Raw genomic sequence first — 17,274 nt, 5'->3', positions numbered from 1 at the left:
ACCTCACGATGGACACCCTTGCTCTTGGCTATACACTTCCCACTATCAGGGCGTGTTACGGACTTTCACCGATTAGATTGCGCCCATACTGGGCGCACATACATAAGGGCCGCCAGAAAATGGCAGCCCTTGTTATTACTCCGGCGGTTAAATATGTTAAATTAATCACTCATGCATTCCTGAATTTATCCAAGTTCTTCTCCGTTGGTTTCAATCACCTTCTGATACCAGTAAAAGGAATCTTTTCTGCTCCGGGCAAGAGTGCCGCTTCCGTCCTCCTGCTTATCCACATAGATAAAACCGTATCTTTTCTTCATCTCCCCGCTGCCGGCGCTGATTAAATCAATGGGCGCCCAGGAAGTATAGCCCATCAGCTCCACGCCGTCCTCCTCTACTGCCGCTTTCATGGCCCGAATATGCTCCCGCAGGTAATCAATCCGGTAATTGTCATGAATTTCGCCGTTTTCATCCGGGGTATCCATGGCTCCAAGGCCGTTTTCCACGACAAACAAAGGTTTCTGGTAACGGTCATACACCTGGTTCAGCGTAATGCGCAGTCCCAGAGGGTCAATGGGCCATCCCCATTCACTGAATGTAAGATAAGGATTTCTGGCCGATTGAAAGAGATTTCCCTCTGCCTGTTCGCCGCCGCTTCCGGGAGCGGCAATGCAGCGGCTGTTATAATAGGAAAATGAAATGAAATCCACTGGAGCGCTTTTCAGAACATCCAGATCCTCCGGCTCCATCTCAGGCCATATTCCACGCTTTTTCAGCCTTTTCACTGCATAAGAGGGATAATACCCCCGGGCCTGAACGTCCACAAAGAAATAATTCTCCTGATCCGTCAAAAGAGCTTCCCACACATCCTCCGGTTTGCAGGTGTAAGGGTAGGCGCTGCCTGCCGCAAACATACATCCCACCTTGTTCTCCGGATTAATTTCATGGGCCATCTTAACTGCTAAAGCCCCGGCCACCAGTTCATGGTGGGCCGCCTGATATTTTACCGCTTCCTCATTCTCTCCCGGCTCAAAACAAAGCCCCGCCCCCATAAACGGCGCATGCAGGATCATATTTATTTCATTAAAATTCAGCCAGTGTGTCACGTAATCTTTATACCGCGTAAACAACGTCCGGCACAGCCTGAGGTAACATTCGATCATTTTGCGGCTTCTCCAGCCGCCATACTTTTTAATCAGCCCGATGGGACAGTCAAAATGTGAAATGGTCACCAACGGCTTGATCCGGTATTTTCTGCACTCTTTAAATACTTCCTCATAAAATGCAAGCCCTGCTTCATTGGGTTCCTCTTCATCCCCATTGGGGAAAATTCTGGTCCAGCCAATGCTCATACGGTATACCTGAACTCCCAGCTCCCCAAGAAGCCGGATATCTTCCCGGAAATGATGATAAAAATCAACTGCCTCCGCTGCGGGATACGTATGCTCCTGATCCATTGCAAGCATTTTGCGTCTGCCGCAAATCACGTCGCTTCGGTCTGTCCCCGCCGGACAGACATCCACATTGGCAAGACCCCTGCCGCCTTCAAAAATACCTCCCTCACATTGGTTTGCAGCGGACGCCCCGCCCCAAAGGAAATTTTTCTGTAATCCCATATAACCCTCCTGTTATATTCTGATTTATATTTCATCCATTGTGGTGTTTATTTTCCTGTTCCTCTTCCATTCTCCATTGTCATTTTACAATTGTAATCAGAGTATCCCCCGGCAGCACATGCTCTTTTGCAGCTGCAGCAACTTCCAGATAATCATCTGTGTTTACCACAATCACCGGCGTTTCCAGGCAAAAGCCCTGGCCTTTGATATATTCCATGTCAAATTTCAGCAAAAGCTGTCCCCGGGTCACCCGCTGTCCCTGACCTACCACGGCTTCGAATCCCTTTCCTTCCAGCTGCACCGTATCCAGGCCGATATGGATTAACAGCTCTGCCCCGTCATCTGTTTCCAGTCCTATGGCGTGGAGCGTAGGAAATAACGTAGAGACCACTCCGTCTGCAGGGGCATAGACTTCTCCCTTCTTCGGCAGAATCGCAGCGCCTTTTCCCAATACCCCGGAAGCGAATGCATCGTCATGGATGGTTTCTAACTGCAGCGTCTCTCCCTCTATGGGGCTTGCAATCGTTATTCTGTTTGTAAGGGACTCTGTCTGCTTACCGGCTTCCGTTCCCTGTTTATTTGTCCCAAAGCCGGAACCATTTTCCTGTACAGCTGTCCCTGTTCCGGCTCCGTTTCCCTGGCCGGCCGCCTTAAGACCCAATGTTTCCGTCTCTTCCTCCCGATATAAAACCATAGTAGCTGCAAACGCAAGAATCATCGTAAGAATTACGCCTGTTATGGCCACAATTAAATTGCCCATGCTTCCGTCCGGCTCAATCATTGCCGGAAATTCAAAGATTCCCATGCCGCCCATCATAAATTTCCTGAAATTAAAAGCCCCGTAGAATCCTCCCCCGATTCCTCCGGCAATACAGCTGATAATAAACGGTTTCTTCAAAGGAAGCAGAATACCGTAAATAGCCGGCTCTGTCACTCCGAAAATACCGGAAATAAAGTTGGGCAGCGCCTGCTCTCTGAGCTGTTTGTTCTTTGTCTTAAAGAAAATTGCAAGTACAACCGCAGAAGTGGCAAAGGTGCATGCAAAAAACGGCATCATAACATTATCGTATCCGTTCGTCATAATATTGTTGATGTAAACCGGGATAAATCCCCAGTGCAGCCCGAAAATAACAAGTATCTGCCAGGTCAGGCCCACAATCGCCCCTGCCAGCATAGGGCTGAAATTGCGGACGGAAATTACGCCTTCTGCTATCATGGAAGATGCAAAAGTTGCCAGAGGCCCAATCAGCAAAAGTCCTGTGGGAATCGCCACAAGCAGCGTCAGCATAGGAACAAAGAAAAATTTTACCAAATCCGGAATAAATTTACTGAAAAGCTTCTCGCATTTCGAGGCAAAATACACCACGAAAATCACCGGAACCACCGTTCCCGTATAGTCCAGGGCAATCAGCGGAATGCCGAAAAAATCTGTATACACTGCAGATTCAAACATGGTGCCGGAAAACAGGGTATACAATGCATCCCCGCCGGCGGAAAGGGCGCTTCCCTGAATAGCGGGATAGCACATAATCGCGCCAATTACCAGGCCAAGCATTGGCTTCATGCTGAATTTCTTGGCTGCCGTATATCCCAGAAACAGCGGAAGAAAGTTGAACAATCCATCTCCGATGGCATTCAGAATTAAATAGCCTCCGCAGGTATCTCCGTACCATTCCAGGGCCACAAATAATGCATTTAACCCTTTCACCATACCGCAGGCCGCCATAATTCCCAGAATCGGCTGAAAAATACCGGAAATTACATCAATAAACCGGTTGAACAGATTTCCGGAAGAAGCTTCCTCCTCCTGCTCTCCCACTTTGCCCTCCAATCCTAACAGGGGCATTACGTCCGCATATACTTCCGGCACATGGTTGCCGATTACCACCTGGTACTGACCGCCGCTTTTCATGACTGTCACTATACCGTCCATATTTTTTAAAACATCGTCTTTGGCTTTGCTTTCATCCTTTAATTTAAAACGAAGCCTTGTGATGCAATGGGTCAGGCTGACGACGTTCTCTGCTCCGCCGATATTCCTGACAATTTCCTGTGCCAGATTTCCATACTTACTCATCTTTTTTCCTCCTGAAAATAAAATTTATTTTATGAAGGTTTGGCCATCCTGCGCAGCATCCTGCATAAATCCGGCCCAAAGAAGCCTGCCGCTGTTTTTGCATTCTGCACATTTTGTCACCATCCTGGCATACCTGGTTATGTTTTCTTACTTTCCGGTTTTATGAATTACCCGTTCAATATGAATTGTAAGATAAAGCTGCTCATCCTTTAACAGCCTGTAATTATATTTTTTCTCGATAAATTGTGATATTTTTTCCACGCACCGGAAAGTATCCGGATATTTTTCTTTGATCACCGCCCACAAATCATCATTGTCATCCTCTTCATAGAGCTTGCGTTCCGCCAGCCGTTTGGCAAAAAACTTCAGATGTGTGATAAACCGGTAATAATATACATCATCTTCATCAAAGGCAACATGAAAGTAATATCTTACAATATTCAATATTTCCTGCATAATACGGGTGATTTCGTACATATTATGCATCTTTTCCTCATCCATCTGGGCATTTGCCAGATGCAGGGCAATAAATCCCGCTTCATCCTCCGGCAGCTTTACGCTGCATTTTTCTTCTATCAGCTCCAATGCCCACAATCCAATCTGGTATTCTTCTTTATAAAACTTCCGGATATCCCACTGCAGAATATTTTTCACCGTAATTCCTTCCAGAAACCGGACAATGGAAGTATGTACATGATCTATCAGGGAAATATACACCATGTCGTTCATTTTATTCCCCAGACGTGTTTTGGCCTCTGCAATAATCTCTTCCCCCAATGCCATATGCTCCATAGGAACATCCTGTATCAGCGTTTGGAATTTATGGTTTGCTTCAGCCCCGGACAATTCAAAAATCTTCTCCACCTGCTCTTTGGAAATTTCATCTCCGGCTCCCTTCTTAAAGCAGATTCCCTTTCCCATCACAATCTTTTCCTGTCCCTTTTCGTCTGAGACAACTGCGGCATTATTATTCAGAGCTTTTCGAATCTTCATATTGCCCACCTCTTTTCAGATTATAGTTCACACAGCAGGTTTCGTTCCGAAATAGAAAAAACCTATATGAAAAATTCATACGGAAAAAACAGATCTCTTACTGTTTCCGTATCAATTCTGCATATAGGTTTAGCTTGCCTGCGCAATCACTATCCTTTTCCTGGTTATAGTACTGCATTTTTCAGAAAAAGTCAATGACTGATTCTGCTGTCATTGACTTTCTCTGTTTTCTCCAAAAATATCATTATAAATTTGGTAATTCTGCCAAAATAATACTCCGGCGTTTAAATACTGCAGCAGATGAATGTTTGAGCAAGTAAGACGCTGTGATATTTAACTGCCGAGGTAATGCATTCTTATTTAGAAAACATAACCTTCTCACTGTCAAACATTTTTGTGAGAACCACGACGCCAATTCCTGCATAAAGGACATTGGAAGCCACTGTTACCGCAATATTTACCATATCCGTATTCAGGGAAAAAATACCGTTCATGCACTGAACGCTGTTATACAGCGGAATTAAAAACCACACCGGCTCTGTTTTGCAGAGGCTTTCCACCATGGAGGTGACTCCCAGAAGCATGGAAACTACCATAATCGGCGTGACCCATCCGGTGGCTTCTTTCACATTCTTGGCAAAGGCAGACACAATGGAAACCACCGCCACAATAACCAGAACTGTGGAAAGAATCACAAGCAGCAGCACCAGATAATCCTGAATGCCATACACATTGGCATTGATCATATCTCCGCCTCCCATCAGCTTCGGAAGAGACAGCATCATTCCCAGGAAACTGGAAAGGCCGCTTAAAATAGCGATAATGCTCAGACTTATCACTTTTCCCAAAGCCAGATGGCTTCGTTTCATGGGCGTAACCAGCAGCGTAGCGATAGTTCCCCGCTCTTTTTCCCCTGCAATGGATTCCGGGGCAATTGCCATGCACCCGCTGAACAGAAATGCCATCATCAGCATAGGCACCATCATGGAAAATACCTGAGCAGACAAATCCTCCTCTGAAGCCAGATCATATTGATTTCCTTCCGGATTCACATCAAATTTATTGGCCAGGGCAGATTCATAACTGTCCAACATGCCCTGCATCATCCCATAGGCCGTCTGGGAATCTGTATTGCTGGAATTATAATAAATTTCCACTGCCGGCGCAGGCTGTCCCGAAGAAACCTGATATTCTGCAACCTCTGCGTCAAAATTTTCCGGAAAAGCAGCCACCAGATGATACTCTCCCTCTCCTTTTGCCAGGGCGTCCAATGCCTGCTCCTTCTCATCCGCACCCGTCAGCTCTGTGTATTCAAAGGGCGCATCCTGCTCCCATGCCATCTTTATGCTTTCCGGCAGAGCTTCCACCTGCACGTTCGCTTTAAAATCCTCAGTTCCTTCAAACTGGGAGGAAAATCCCTGGCCCATCAGGGAATACAGGAGATAAATCATGAGTCCGGGCATCAGCAGCGTGGTTAATACCATACGCCGATCGGTAAAAAAGCGTTTCAGTTCTTTCCTTATCACTGTCATCATATTACTTTTCATAGGACTCACCTGCTCTTTCTGCGTAAATATCAAAGAATTTCTCTTCCAGGGATTTTTCTTCTGTTATATGTTCCAGGGTATCGCAAACCACCATGGTTCCGTCTATGATAATGCCCACCCGGTCGCAGATTTTCTCAATCAGGCTGAAAATATGGGTGGATACCACAATGGTTTTGCCCTGAGCCTTCAGCTCCAGAAGAAAATCTGTCACCACTCTTGCGGTCAGTACATCCAGGCCGTTGGTAGGCTCGTCAAAAATGATAATATCCGGATTATGGACAATGGAAACCACCAGCGATACTTTCTGTTTCATACCAGTGGAAAGATTTGCCACTTTCACCTCTGCAAATTTCGAAATCTGAAATTTGTCAAATAATTCCCGTTTCCGCTTTTCAGCGGTTTCTTTCTCCACGCCATGCAAATCAGAGAAAAAATCAAAGAGATAATTGGGGGTAAAAAATTCCTCCAGTTTCAATTCACTGGTTAAAAACCCAATCTTTTTCCGCACCTCGCCAGGATTCTTCACTACGCTGGTGCCGTCCACGAGCACATCTCCCGCATCCGGCGAAATCAGAGAAGCAATCATCCGCAAAGTGGTTGTTTTCCCTGCGCCGTTGGAGCCCAGAAGTCCGAATACCTCTCCCTGATACGCGGTAAAACTCAGGTGATTTACTGCCACTTTGATTCTTTCCTTCGTTTTCTGGATTTTCTGCTGTTTTGCGGAAATTTTAAAGGTTTTCTTCAACTCCCGCACCTGTAGTAACTCTTTCATATCCATTCCTTTCTTGCTATGTATTATTGTACTATTCGTATGATACAATAAAATAGATTATAGGATCTGTCAAGTGACATATTTATCCTGTTTTAAATGCCAAAAAGCACAAAATCCCGGATTACTCCGCAGATTTTGCGCTTTTTACTGGCTCTGGCTACATTTTAACTTCGCTTATTTGTCTCCTGTTTTGGGACTTTTTCTTTCCCCGGAATCTTTGCCGCCGGTCTCTGTTTTGGCAGAATCCCCGGTCAGACTGGTTTCATTTTTCCGAATGCTTATGGTTTCCCGGCCGGCATGATTATTGCCGGAATTTTTTTCTTTTTCACTGTCCGGAACGGTTTTTGACGTTTGATCATTGGCCTGACTGCCGTCGTTCTGGCTGCCGTCGGTTCCGCTGCCACTGGTCTGGCTGTTATCTTCTGAATCTTCTTCCTTTTTATCCTCCTGCTGCAGATTATCAATGACAACCACGTAATCCGACGCATGGGAAAAAGAAAGGCTTGTGGTTCCGTCTTCTCCGATCTGTCCGGCATTCATGAATTTCAGTTTCCCATCGCTGTCATAATAATACAGATTTCCGACACCGCCGCTGTTCATGCTGCCCAGATTCAGAATCAAATCTGCCCGGAATCCAAAATTGCCGTTATGGGTCAGAGAAAGCTGCGTGGTTGGCTTTCCTCCCGCAATGGATGCAACAAGCTGTGAGGGCACTGCATCGGCTCCAATCTTCACTTCCAGATCAATATCCATCAATTCTGAGGCAAATACCTCATCTCCGCCGATGGACCATCCATAACCGTCTAAATTGAGCACAATGTCCACCGGTTTTCCCTGGATCGCCTCCAGAATCTCTTTGGGCACTACGGTAGCTTTCTTCATGTCGATTTGAATGACTGCCCCCGCGTCAGCTTTTTCAACTTCCTCAATAATTTTTGCAATTTCATCTTCCGAAAGTTTTTCCCCTTTCGGCTGTTCCACTTGTGTTTCTTTCAGCCTGGCGTTGGCTGCAAGTATCTCCCGATCCTCTGTAACTACAATGGTTTCTCCCTTGCTGAAGCCTTCCCAGAGAATATCTTCATATTTCTCGTTTTCATCCGGCAGCGTATAGCTTGAGCCTTTGTCCACAACCACATACTGACAGGCTCCATCCGGATACTTCAGCTGTACCACACAGTTGTGGTATTGGGCCTCAAAGCTGATCTTTTTATAATTTCCCAGATCCAGCTGAATGGTGCCTGTCCACTCAGACAGCTTTAATCCGTTCAAATGCTCAGCTTCTTTGAATGCGTTTGTGGCTGCTCCCTGAATCTCCGCATCAGAAAGATCCTCTCCCTCCATCAGCATCCATTTGCTGCCGCAGGCTTTGCCATCTTTTCCCCGATAAGAATAAGACACTTCCGCAGTAGTCTTTCCATGGTACACTGCCGCCGCATCTATTGCCGTCATTGGCTGTGACAGAGTTTCTTCGGTATCGGCGGCTGTAAGAATCCAGCCTTTCCAGTTCATACCCTCCGTCTCTTCCGGTTCTTCCAACTGGGCAAGGGCGTCGCTTACCCTGATTCCTTCCGGATAAGATTTGGCAATTACTTTCGTAATTTCCCTGCCCCTTTGATCCAGGTATCTGGTATTCCATGCCACCTGGCAGCTGTTGTATACTGCTTTTACGGACAAATATGCCATTTCTCCTACCACTGCGCTTCCATCACAGCCGTCCTGCAGCTGAAATCCTGCAAAATCTTCTGTTTTGGCATCTGCCGGCAATTCCAGGAGATCTGTGATTTCCTGATATGTTGTCTCCCGGTCTGCAAATACCGGAAGCATGATTTCCTGAATACCTTTTTCTTCTGACAGATATGTCAGGTTGACGTTGGCGCAGCCCTTATCATATCTGGCATAAAAATTACACGTCATGTCTCCCGAGCTTTCAAACAGCAATTCCATATCTCCGTCTACTTCCCAGTTATGCCATTCATAGTTCCATACCGTATCCACTCCGTCAATGGGTTTTGGAAAAATTCCAAGTTCATTCAGCGTAGCTCTTCTTCCCACATGTTCCACCGTTTCAGAAGAAATCAGGGAATTAGGCTGATAACTGCCGTCCTCCATCTGTGCATAACCATAGAAACGGAATGTCACATTCTTAAAATCTTCCCGGTAGGTATTTTTTGATTTTACTTTATAATACCAGGGCCTGGTATACACCCAGCCTGGCTGAAAATCGGTCAGATACGCCCAGTACCCTACACTGTCTTTAAGCTCCAGACTCGTAAGCGCCCACTCACAGGGGTAGGTGTCCTCCGTAATGGAAATGCTTCCCGTATATTCCTGCGTCTCAGAATTGTATGTCAAATCAACACGTTCTGAAACGGACACATTGGTTACCTGGGGATGGAAATATGCCACTGCTGAGGGGGAAGGATTTTTCTCCGTTACCTTAATACTGATATTTACGGTTTCCCCAGGGCTGACCCACTGGCCGTTTTTGTCTATGGTCAAGCGCTCAATCACCGGACTCTCCGAATCATACCCCTGGGGATCTACGATAAAATACCAGGGGCCTTCAGCCAGAATCTCCTCACATTCTGACAGACTGGTGTAATTGAAGTTCTCATCCCGGAGCGTGAGCTCCGCCAGTTCCCATCTCCCAGGCTCAGTCGTTTTGGTGATATCTATGGTTCCCGCATACTTATGGGCGCTCTCGTTGTATTGCAGACTCACAGATATGGAAGCATAATAGTAGTCTAATTCCTTCGAGACAAACCTGATGTCCGCATAAGGCGCAGGATTTTGTTCCTCCACCTCCACCTCTATGGATACTCTGCTTCCCGCTTCCACGGTCTGTCCGTTTTTGTCCAGCCAGATCCCCTTGATCACCGGTCCCTCTGCATCATAAGCATCCGGGGAAACTATATAATATCTGGAAGCATTCTGATGCTCCATTTCATAATCTTCCAAATCTGCATAATTTTCATAAGTGTCCTTCACCCATAAAGAAGTAAGCTCCCACCTGCCCGGATACGTGGATTCTATAATTTCAATTTCTCCTGTGTATTCCTTCGTGTCCGCATGGTATCTGAGGGTGACATCCCGGGTGTCTGTCCGATTGGATTCCTGCAGACTGAAACGGGCGGCTCCAACCTCAGCGGGATGCTCCTCCTGTACCTTTACCTTTATCTCAACGGTTTCTCCCGCCTGAACCGTCCGCCCGTTTTCACCGATGTCAATACTCTCAATCACAGGCTTGGTTTCATCATAATCCTGCTCCACTGTAAACGCCAGTTCTTCCTCCGACCCAATCTCCTTTGGCTCAAAAAACATGCGTTTTCCGGAACTTGTACGTATCCAAATATAATTCAGCTCCCATTCTCCCGGATATGTTTGCTCTGCCACCCGGTACTCACCTGATATTATTCCCTCTTCTTCCTGGTAGACAGAATTAATATTCAAATCCCTGGATTTCTCTTTATAAATTATGTTCATCTGGACATCCGTGATTTTTTCATTCTCACAGTGGACGTCTGCCGTATAAGTTACACTGTCTCCGGCTTTTAACGTCTCCCCTTCCTCCTGCATATTTTTCTTCATCTTCAGTCCTGAGAGCGTTACCGTCCCTTCTATTTTTTTAGTCTCTTTGATAAACCAGTAACGCTCCTGTCCGTCCTCTTCGTATACATTAAAATTCGTGTAATTGCCCTTGGCGTCTTCAGCATAAATGCGTGTAATGCAGTGACGCCCTTCTGACAGCTGCCCACAGGAGATAGATGAGGTATAGAGATTTCCCTGGCCGCTTTTTTCAAATACCAGATTTCTTATACCGGTATTTGAAGAATACAGTTCTACAGATACCACCTGAATATCACTGTCCGCATCATACATCCACAGATTAAAATGAACGGTGGCTGTTTCATCCAAAGTCTGCCCGTTTTCTTCCAGTTCAAAGTTCTCAATGACCGGGCAATTAATATCGTAGGAATCATCCCGGGGCGTTACAGTATCCTCCTCCAGTCCGTTTTGGAGAAGCATTCCCGGATTTTCTTCCAGTTCCGATTCAGATTTCTTTTGTTCCGTTTCTTCGTATTCCATGTTTGAGCCTTCGGCTTCTGCCCCCTGTGTCGGGACCGCCGCTGTCATTGCCATGGAAGCTGCCAGCAGCAGCCCCAGTAATCTCCTTCCTGATTTTTTCATGGTATTATCCCTCCCTATTAAATTTTCACACTACAAAATCAGTACCGCTTCAATTAAAAGGCGCCTGTCATCCTGTCCGCTATAGCAGGTAGACAGCGTAAGAATTTTGTCGTCTGCTGAAACACTCACTCCTTCCTGAAAATTTCCTGCACAGTTTTTCACATCTTTTATATAGTTCTGAAGCTGAGCGCTGTCGCTGAAAGAATACTCATACGGAATCAATGCATCCGAAAAATCCACCGCTGCAAAGATCTCATATGTAAGGACTCCATTTGGCGTGTAAATAAAAATCTGTCGGTTTTTATCAAAAAAATCTCTGTTTTCGAATTCATGGAGACCGGTAAACATCTCTCCGTTTTTCATGTTATGCCCATAGAGAACCGTAACAGAATCCATAAAATCTTTCTGATTGACCGGCTGGCTGTAAATAGCCCCAGGCAGCCCTTCCTCCAAATCCACCGTATGATCCAGATAGTAATTATCATAGAGATCCTCTGTATCACTTTTCTGCAGAACCGGATAATCTATGTTGGTTCCCGGGACGGTGATCCAGGCATAAATATCCGGATTCCACTCTTTTAGCATTTCAAAATCAACGGTTACATTTCCAGATTCATCGGTATGCTTCACACTGCCTGCAGCCGAATCCAGGGACAATTCCACAGAAGCTGCGGTATCCCCAAAACCATTCACATTCCCTGTGCGAAGGCTTGCCAGTGAAACTGCCAGGCCGAACATCACAACGATAAGAACGGACCATACATTCTTTTTTTCTAATTTCATATCTGTTATTCCCCTGTCTTTGGACTTTTTCTCTGGTTCTGATTTGAATCATCTTTGGTGGTTTCCCCAGAATCCTTTGTTATGTAATTTTTATTTTTTCGGACATTTGCTGTTTCCTGATCTGAGATTTTTCTCTCATTTTGTTTCTTATTGGCATTTTTTTCCTGATCTTCCTCTGGATTTTCTGCCTTTGAAACTTCTTTATCCTCCTTCTCCTCTTCCTCTTTTTCCTCCGGCTCTCCTTTGCCTGAATCAATAACAATTACATAATCCGACGCATGGGAAAAAGAAAGGCTGGCAGTTCCATCTGCCCCTATCTGCCCGGCATTTCGAAAGATCAGTTTTCCGCTGCTGTCGTAATAATACAGATTCCCGGTACCGCCGCTGTTTTCGCTTCCAAGATTCAGCGTGAGATCTGCGCGGAATCCAAATTCACCATTGTGGGTCAGAGAAAGCTGAGTCACAGGTTTTCCTTCTGCAAGGGAAGCCACAAGACTAGCGGGCACTGCATTGGTTCCGATCTTCACCTCCAAATCAATATCCTTTAATTCGTCCGCAAGCACTTCTGTGCCGCCAATGGACCAACTGTATGCTCCCATGTCCAGAACAATATCTACCTGTTTCCCCTGTATTGCAGCCAGAATTTCTTTGGGCACCACAGTGGCCTTTTTCATATCAATTTTAATGGAAGTCCCTGCCGAAGCGTCCTCAATTTCTGTCAGAATTTTGGCAATTTCTTCTTCCGGAAGCTTCTCTCCTGCCGGCGCGTCCGCTGCTCCATCCTGCAGTTTATACTCCGCAACAAGAAATTCCCTGTCACCGGTAATGACTATTTTCTCTCCGATGGTACAGCCTTCCCAACGTATCTCTTTGTATTTCTCATTTTCCGCCGGCAGCAGGAATTCTGAGTTTTTGTCTGCAACAATATACTGACAGGTATCGTCCGGATATTTCAGAACTACCACGCAGTTGGCATATACTGCCTGAAACTGTACTTTTTTATATCTTTCCTGATTCACCTCAAGCGCGCATGTCCATTCAGACAGAATTAATCCTGACAGATGTCCGGCAGCTTTAAATGCTTCGGACGCTTCTCCCTGAATCTCTGTATCTGTAAGATTCTCTCCATTCAGCAGCATCATTTTACTGCCGCATGTGATTTTACCATCCTCGCCCCGGTAAGTATAAGATGCGTCTGCCGTTGTTTTTCCCTGATATACTGCAACCACATTCAGGCTTGTCACAGACTGGGAAAAGGTATCCTCAGAAACGGAATCTGTCAAAACCCATCCTGCAAACTCCAGGCCGTTTCCTGTCTTTGGCGCCTCCAGTTCTGCCAGGGCATCGCTTATCTTGGTTCCCTCCAGATATGATTTGCTGATCACCTGGGATACTTCCTGGCCGTCCTCTCCCACATATCTTGTATTCCACGCTGCCTGGCAGTTTCTGTACACTGCCTCTGCATAAAGGTAAGCGCAATCTCCTATCCGGGTCGTTTCATTGTGATAATCGTCATTGTAAGTCAGCTGAAGCCCGGCAAAATCTTCTGTTCTGACATCCTCCGGCAATTCCAGAAGTTCCAGGATATTCCCATAAGCCGTTTCTTTATCCGCAATTACGGGAATGCAGATTTCCTTTATGCCGCTGTCCTCTGTCATATAAGTAAGCCTTACATTGGCGCATCCTTTCTCATAGCTGGCATAAAAAGCCAACATCATATCCGTTGAACTGTTAAAAAGCAGTCTCGTATTTTCATCTTCCTCCAAACTTCTCCAGCCATAAGTCCATGCTGCGGTGAGCCCTTCCATTGACTGGGGAAAAGATACTCCCAGCTCCTTTAAAGAAGCTCTCCGCCCTACGTTTTCCACTGTCTGGATGAACATCAAAGAATCGGGCTGAAAGCTTCCGTCCTCCTGCCTGGCCAGGCCATAGAATGTGAAGGTTACATTTTTCATATCTTCCCGGAATGTATTTCCTGACTTTACATTGAAATACCAGGGATAAGTGTCATACACATCCTCCCGGAACTCACTTATATTTGTTATATGCCCAACTTCATCGCACACACTCAGACTTGTCAGCGCCCATTCGCAGGGATACATATCTTCCGTTACGTTGATGACGCCTATATACTCTCCCGTGGAGGCATGGAACTCCAGATCAACATAAGCGGACGCCGATACCTGTTCTACCTGGGGATAAAACCATGCCGATGCATGTTCCAAAGGATGCTCCTCTTTTACTTTCACGGTTATCGTAATCACATCCCCGGCCTTAACTATCTCACCGTTCTTATCAATAGATATATCTTCAATCACAGGTTTCTCAGTATCAAAATTCTCCTGAACCACTGTAAATCTCAGGTCTGCACCCGGCTCTGTCTGAGTGGGATAAAAATTATAGCTCTTTCCGGCTTCCACATACACATAAACCTGCTCCAGTCCCCATTCCGCAGGATACGTTTCCTCAATTACTGTATAAACGCCTGTCAGTGAACGAGTATCAGCGCTGTAATCTGCACTGACAGATTGTGATCCATAATAGCCTTCTGTATTTGTGTAAAGATACAGTTGGAGCTGACTGATGGTTTCATCTTTGCAGGTTACATCGGCCGTATAAGTTACCGTGTCTCCCGCCCTTAATTTACCGTCCGCCTGAGACGCACTCACCTGCATCCTGAAATTCGAAACCACCACATTCTCATCTACGTTTACTTCCGCATCCAGAGTAAACTGGTAACGGTACTGCCCGTTCTCATCCCAGACGTCCCAGTCTGTATAATTGTCCGCTTTATCTTCTGCGCGGACACCGGAAATATAAAAATTCTTCCCTTTCAATTCACTGCAGGAAAGGGCTCCGGTATAGAGATTTCCCTCTCCGCTCTTTTCAAGTCTTACTGATGCACCTGTTCCCTGGGGGTCACTGCAGGATACATAAACATAAATCTCATCAATTTCACCGTCTGCATCATAAGCTGATACGGTAAAACGAAGGGTATCTTTGACTGTCAATGCCTCTCCATTTTCCCCGAATTCAAAGCTTTGAATTACCGGCGGATTAATATCATAGGAATCTGTTCGGGGAATCATTTCATCTTCGCTGTTTCCGGGAAGCATAAATGTCTTTCCTTCCATTTCTTCCACTACAGACCGTTTTGCGCTGTCCCCTGCTTCCGTCTCTTGATTCTGCTTTTGCAAATTCCGCATTTCTGTTACTGTATCTTCAGCGGACGCCTTTCGTTTTACCGTTTCTTTTTCTGCCAAAGAAGCTTTTGCATGTGTCCCGTATTCAGCGCTTTTTGCTCTTTCTGCCGCCATGCTCTGTACGGGAACTGCCGATACAGCAGCAATCACTGCCGCCAGTATAATTCCCAGAAATTTTCTTCCTGATTTTCTCATCCCTTATACCTCCCTGTATTAATTCAAATGGTTTCCAACAACATACAATCTGTCACTTTGACGCGTTATCTCCCTCCCTTTCCATTCAAACACAGTACCTTTTACCTATATACTACATATTATACATCTTTTTTCATAAAATGGAAGATTTTTCTACTATTTTTTTATGATTTTTGGATTAAAAATATAAAAAATTCATCATTTTTCATAAATATTTGGAGAATCACTCAAAAAAGCTGCCGCATTAAGAAATAAACATACAGGATACAATATTTCTTATACCATATCTTGTAATTGCATTTCTTAATGCGACAGCCCTTTATCGTTTTAATCAATCAGGAAGCTGCAATGCCTATTCCCGATGCATGGAAAAACTGTCCATTTTGTAATTGTCCAGGTTCTCATGGATTCCACGGCCATCTGCTTGTGAAATCAAGGTGTCTCTGTTTTTCTTAGAAGAAATCTGATCATTGAATGCGCTTGGCCCGCCGACACATCCGCCATCGCAAATCATGCCCTCCACAAAGTCCTCCGGCAGTTTTGCAGCTCTTAACAGAAGCAGCGCTTTCTTACACTCAGCCGCTCCGTTTGCCTTATAGACTTTTGCGTCAATCTCATGGCCGGATTCTTTTAAGCTCTGCAGTACAGCTCCGGTTACTCCGCCGGAGTTGGCAAAACGCTTGCCGTAGACAGAAGCAATCTGATCCTCATTCTCACATGGCTGCAGTGTAACGTTTTTCGCCTTCATAATCGCGCGGATTTCACTGTAAGTCAAAACATAATCTGCATTTCCCGGGATCTTCTGATCCACTACTTCTGATTTCTTGGCAAGGCAGGGCCCGATAAATACGGTTACCGCGTCCGGTTCCTGGGCCTTAATCAGACGGGATACTGCGCACATGGGAGAAACTGTGGTAGATACGCAGTCTGCCAGCTGCGGATAATGGAGACGGACCATGTTGACAAATGCCGGACAGCAGGAAGTCACTTTCTTCTTGCCCTCCTGGTATGCTTCCGCCCACTCTTCCGCTTCATAAGCCGCTGTCATGTCGCCGCCTAATCCAACGTCATAGAAATCTTCAAAGCCCATTTCCTTCATGGCTTTCTTCCAGCTTGCGGTGGTAATATCTGCGCCGAACTGGCCTTCTGTTGCCGGCGCTGCCATTGCGTATACTTTCTTACCGGATTTTAACGCTTCCACCACATCCACGATAAAGGTCTTAGAGCCGATGGCGCCAAAGGGACAACTGTGAATACATTTTCCGCAGCGAATGCATTTCTCCTTGTCGATGATAGAAATTCCGTGCTCATCGTATGTAATTGCATCCACCGGGCAGCTGAATTTACAGGGGCGTTTCAGATGGGCAATGGCATTGTAGGGACATGCCTGAGCGCACTTTCCGCACTCTTTACATTTGGAGGCGTCAATATGGGAACGCTCCCTGCCCATTTCAATGGCGCCGAATTTGCAGGCGTTGATACATGCCTTTCCAATACAGTTCTGGCAGTTCTCTGTCACTGTGTAACTGGAAATGGGACAGTCCTCGCAGGCAGACTTGAGAACCTGAATAATATTCCCGTCATCCACAGACCCGGGAGCCTTCCCCTCTGCAAGCCGTACCCTCTGGCGGATAATTTCACGCTCTTTGTAGATACAGCAGCGGAATTTAGGCGTGGGCCCCGGAATCAGCTCCATTGCAATGTGATCTCTTTTTGCATCCAGTTCTCCTGCAAATGCCAGCTTTGCCACTTCGTAAAGTACATCATGTTTGATTCTAATTACATTTTCATCAGCATACATCGTATTTTACCTCTCTCTTTTTTGTTTGTTAATAGTTTAACATGCCTGTGGCGGCACTGCAAGAGAATTCTGCCTTGTTTTTCAGAAAATACTTTCCAAAAA

General features: G+C 45.8%; 9 protein-coding genes. All 9 read right to left on the bottom strand.

Going from position 1 to position 17,274, the window contains the following annotated elements; translation table 11 throughout:
• Window positions 1-185: 185 nt before the first annotated feature.
• Window positions 186-1,613, bottom strand: a complete 1,428-nt coding sequence (locus ACTO17_RS10535) for a 6-phospho-beta-glucosidase (RefSeq protein WP_482557895.1) — start codon at window positions 1,611-1,613, stop codon at window positions 186-188.
• Between the two features lie 79 nt (window positions 1,614-1,692).
• On the bottom strand, window positions 1,693-3,690 hold the full coding sequence (locus tag ACTO17_RS10530) for a beta-glucoside-specific PTS transporter subunit IIABC (protein ID WP_482557894.1): 1,998 nt from the start codon (window positions 3,688-3,690) through the stop codon (window positions 1,693-1,695).
• 147 nt (window positions 3,691-3,837) lie between these two features.
• Window positions 3,838-4,683, bottom strand: coding sequence for a BglG family transcription antiterminator LicT (gene licT, locus ACTO17_RS10525; RefSeq protein WP_172537420.1), 846 nt, complete (start codon window positions 4,681-4,683; stop codon window positions 3,838-3,840).
• A 356-nt stretch (window positions 4,684-5,039) separates the two neighbouring features.
• The gene (locus tag ACTO17_RS10520; protein WP_482557893.1) at window positions 5,040-6,230 is read right to left on the bottom strand and encodes an ABC transporter permease subunit; all 1,191 of its coding nucleotides are present in this window, start codon (window positions 6,228-6,230) and stop codon (window positions 5,040-5,042) included.
• The gene (locus ACTO17_RS10515) at window positions 6,220-7,002 is read right to left on the bottom strand and encodes an ABC transporter ATP-binding protein (protein WP_172537418.1); all 783 of its coding nucleotides are present in this window, start codon (window positions 7,000-7,002) and stop codon (window positions 6,220-6,222) included. The genes ACTO17_RS10520 and ACTO17_RS10515 overlap by 11 nt, the downstream gene beginning before the upstream one ends.
• Window positions 7,003-7,176: 174 nt before the next feature.
• Window positions 7,177-11,190, bottom strand: a complete 4,014-nt coding sequence (locus ACTO17_RS10510; protein ID WP_482557892.1) for a hypothetical protein — start codon at window positions 11,188-11,190, stop codon at window positions 7,177-7,179.
• A 30-nt stretch (window positions 11,191-11,220) separates the two neighbouring features.
• Window positions 11,221-11,973 (bottom strand): class B sortase, encoded by a 753-nt coding sequence (gene srtB / locus ACTO17_RS10505; RefSeq protein ID WP_482557891.1) that lies wholly within the window; start codon window positions 11,971-11,973, stop codon window positions 11,221-11,223.
• A gap of 5 nt (window positions 11,974-11,978) precedes the next feature.
• The gene (locus ACTO17_RS10500) at window positions 11,979-15,371 is read right to left on the bottom strand and encodes a hypothetical protein (RefSeq protein ID WP_482557890.1); all 3,393 of its coding nucleotides are present in this window, start codon (window positions 15,369-15,371) and stop codon (window positions 11,979-11,981) included.
• A 352-nt stretch (window positions 15,372-15,723) separates the two neighbouring features.
• Complete coding sequence (locus tag ACTO17_RS10495) at window positions 15,724-17,172, bottom strand: 4Fe-4S dicluster domain-containing protein (RefSeq protein ID WP_482557889.1); 1,449 nt, start codon at window positions 17,170-17,172, stop codon at window positions 15,724-15,726.
• Window positions 17,173-17,274: the final 102 nt, after the last annotated feature.

This window comes from Petralouisia sp., assembly GCF_056822245.1.
The sequence above is the reverse complement of the archived record's forward strand: the minus strand, read 5'-3'. Positions and strand labels throughout refer to the sequence as shown.

Excerpts from the sequence above, each read along its gene's own strand:
- srtB (WP_482557891.1), bottom strand. The coding sequence starts at position 11,973 with ATGAAATTAGAAAAAAAGAATGTATGGTCCGTTCTTATCGTTGTGATG.
- ACTO17_RS10535 (WP_482557895.1), bottom strand. The coding sequence starts at position 1,613 with ATGGGATTACAGAAAAATTTCCTTTGGGGCGGGGCGTCCGCTGCAAAC.
- ACTO17_RS10500 (WP_482557890.1), bottom strand. The coding sequence starts at position 15,371 with ATGAGAAAATCAGGAAGAAAATTTCTGGGAATTATACTGGCGGCAGTG.
- ACTO17_RS10495 (WP_482557889.1), bottom strand. The coding sequence starts at position 17,172 with ATGTATGCTGATGAAAATGTAATTAGAATCAAACATGATGTACTTTAC.
- ACTO17_RS10515 (WP_172537418.1), bottom strand. The coding sequence starts at position 7,002 with ATGAAAGAGTTACTACAGGTGCGGGAGTTGAAGAAAACCTTTAAAATT.
- licT (WP_172537420.1), bottom strand. The coding sequence starts at position 4,683 with ATGAAGATTCGAAAAGCTCTGAATAATAATGCCGCAGTTGTCTCAGAC.
- ACTO17_RS10520 (WP_482557893.1), bottom strand. The coding sequence starts at position 6,230 with ATGAAAAGTAATATGATGACAGTGATAAGGAAAGAACTGAAACGCTTT.
- ACTO17_RS10530 (WP_482557894.1), bottom strand. The coding sequence starts at position 3,690 with ATGAGTAAGTATGGAAATCTGGCACAGGAAATTGTCAGGAATATCGGC.
- ACTO17_RS10510 (WP_482557892.1), bottom strand. The coding sequence starts at position 11,190 with ATGAAAAAATCAGGAAGGAGATTACTGGGGCTGCTGCTGGCAGCTTCC.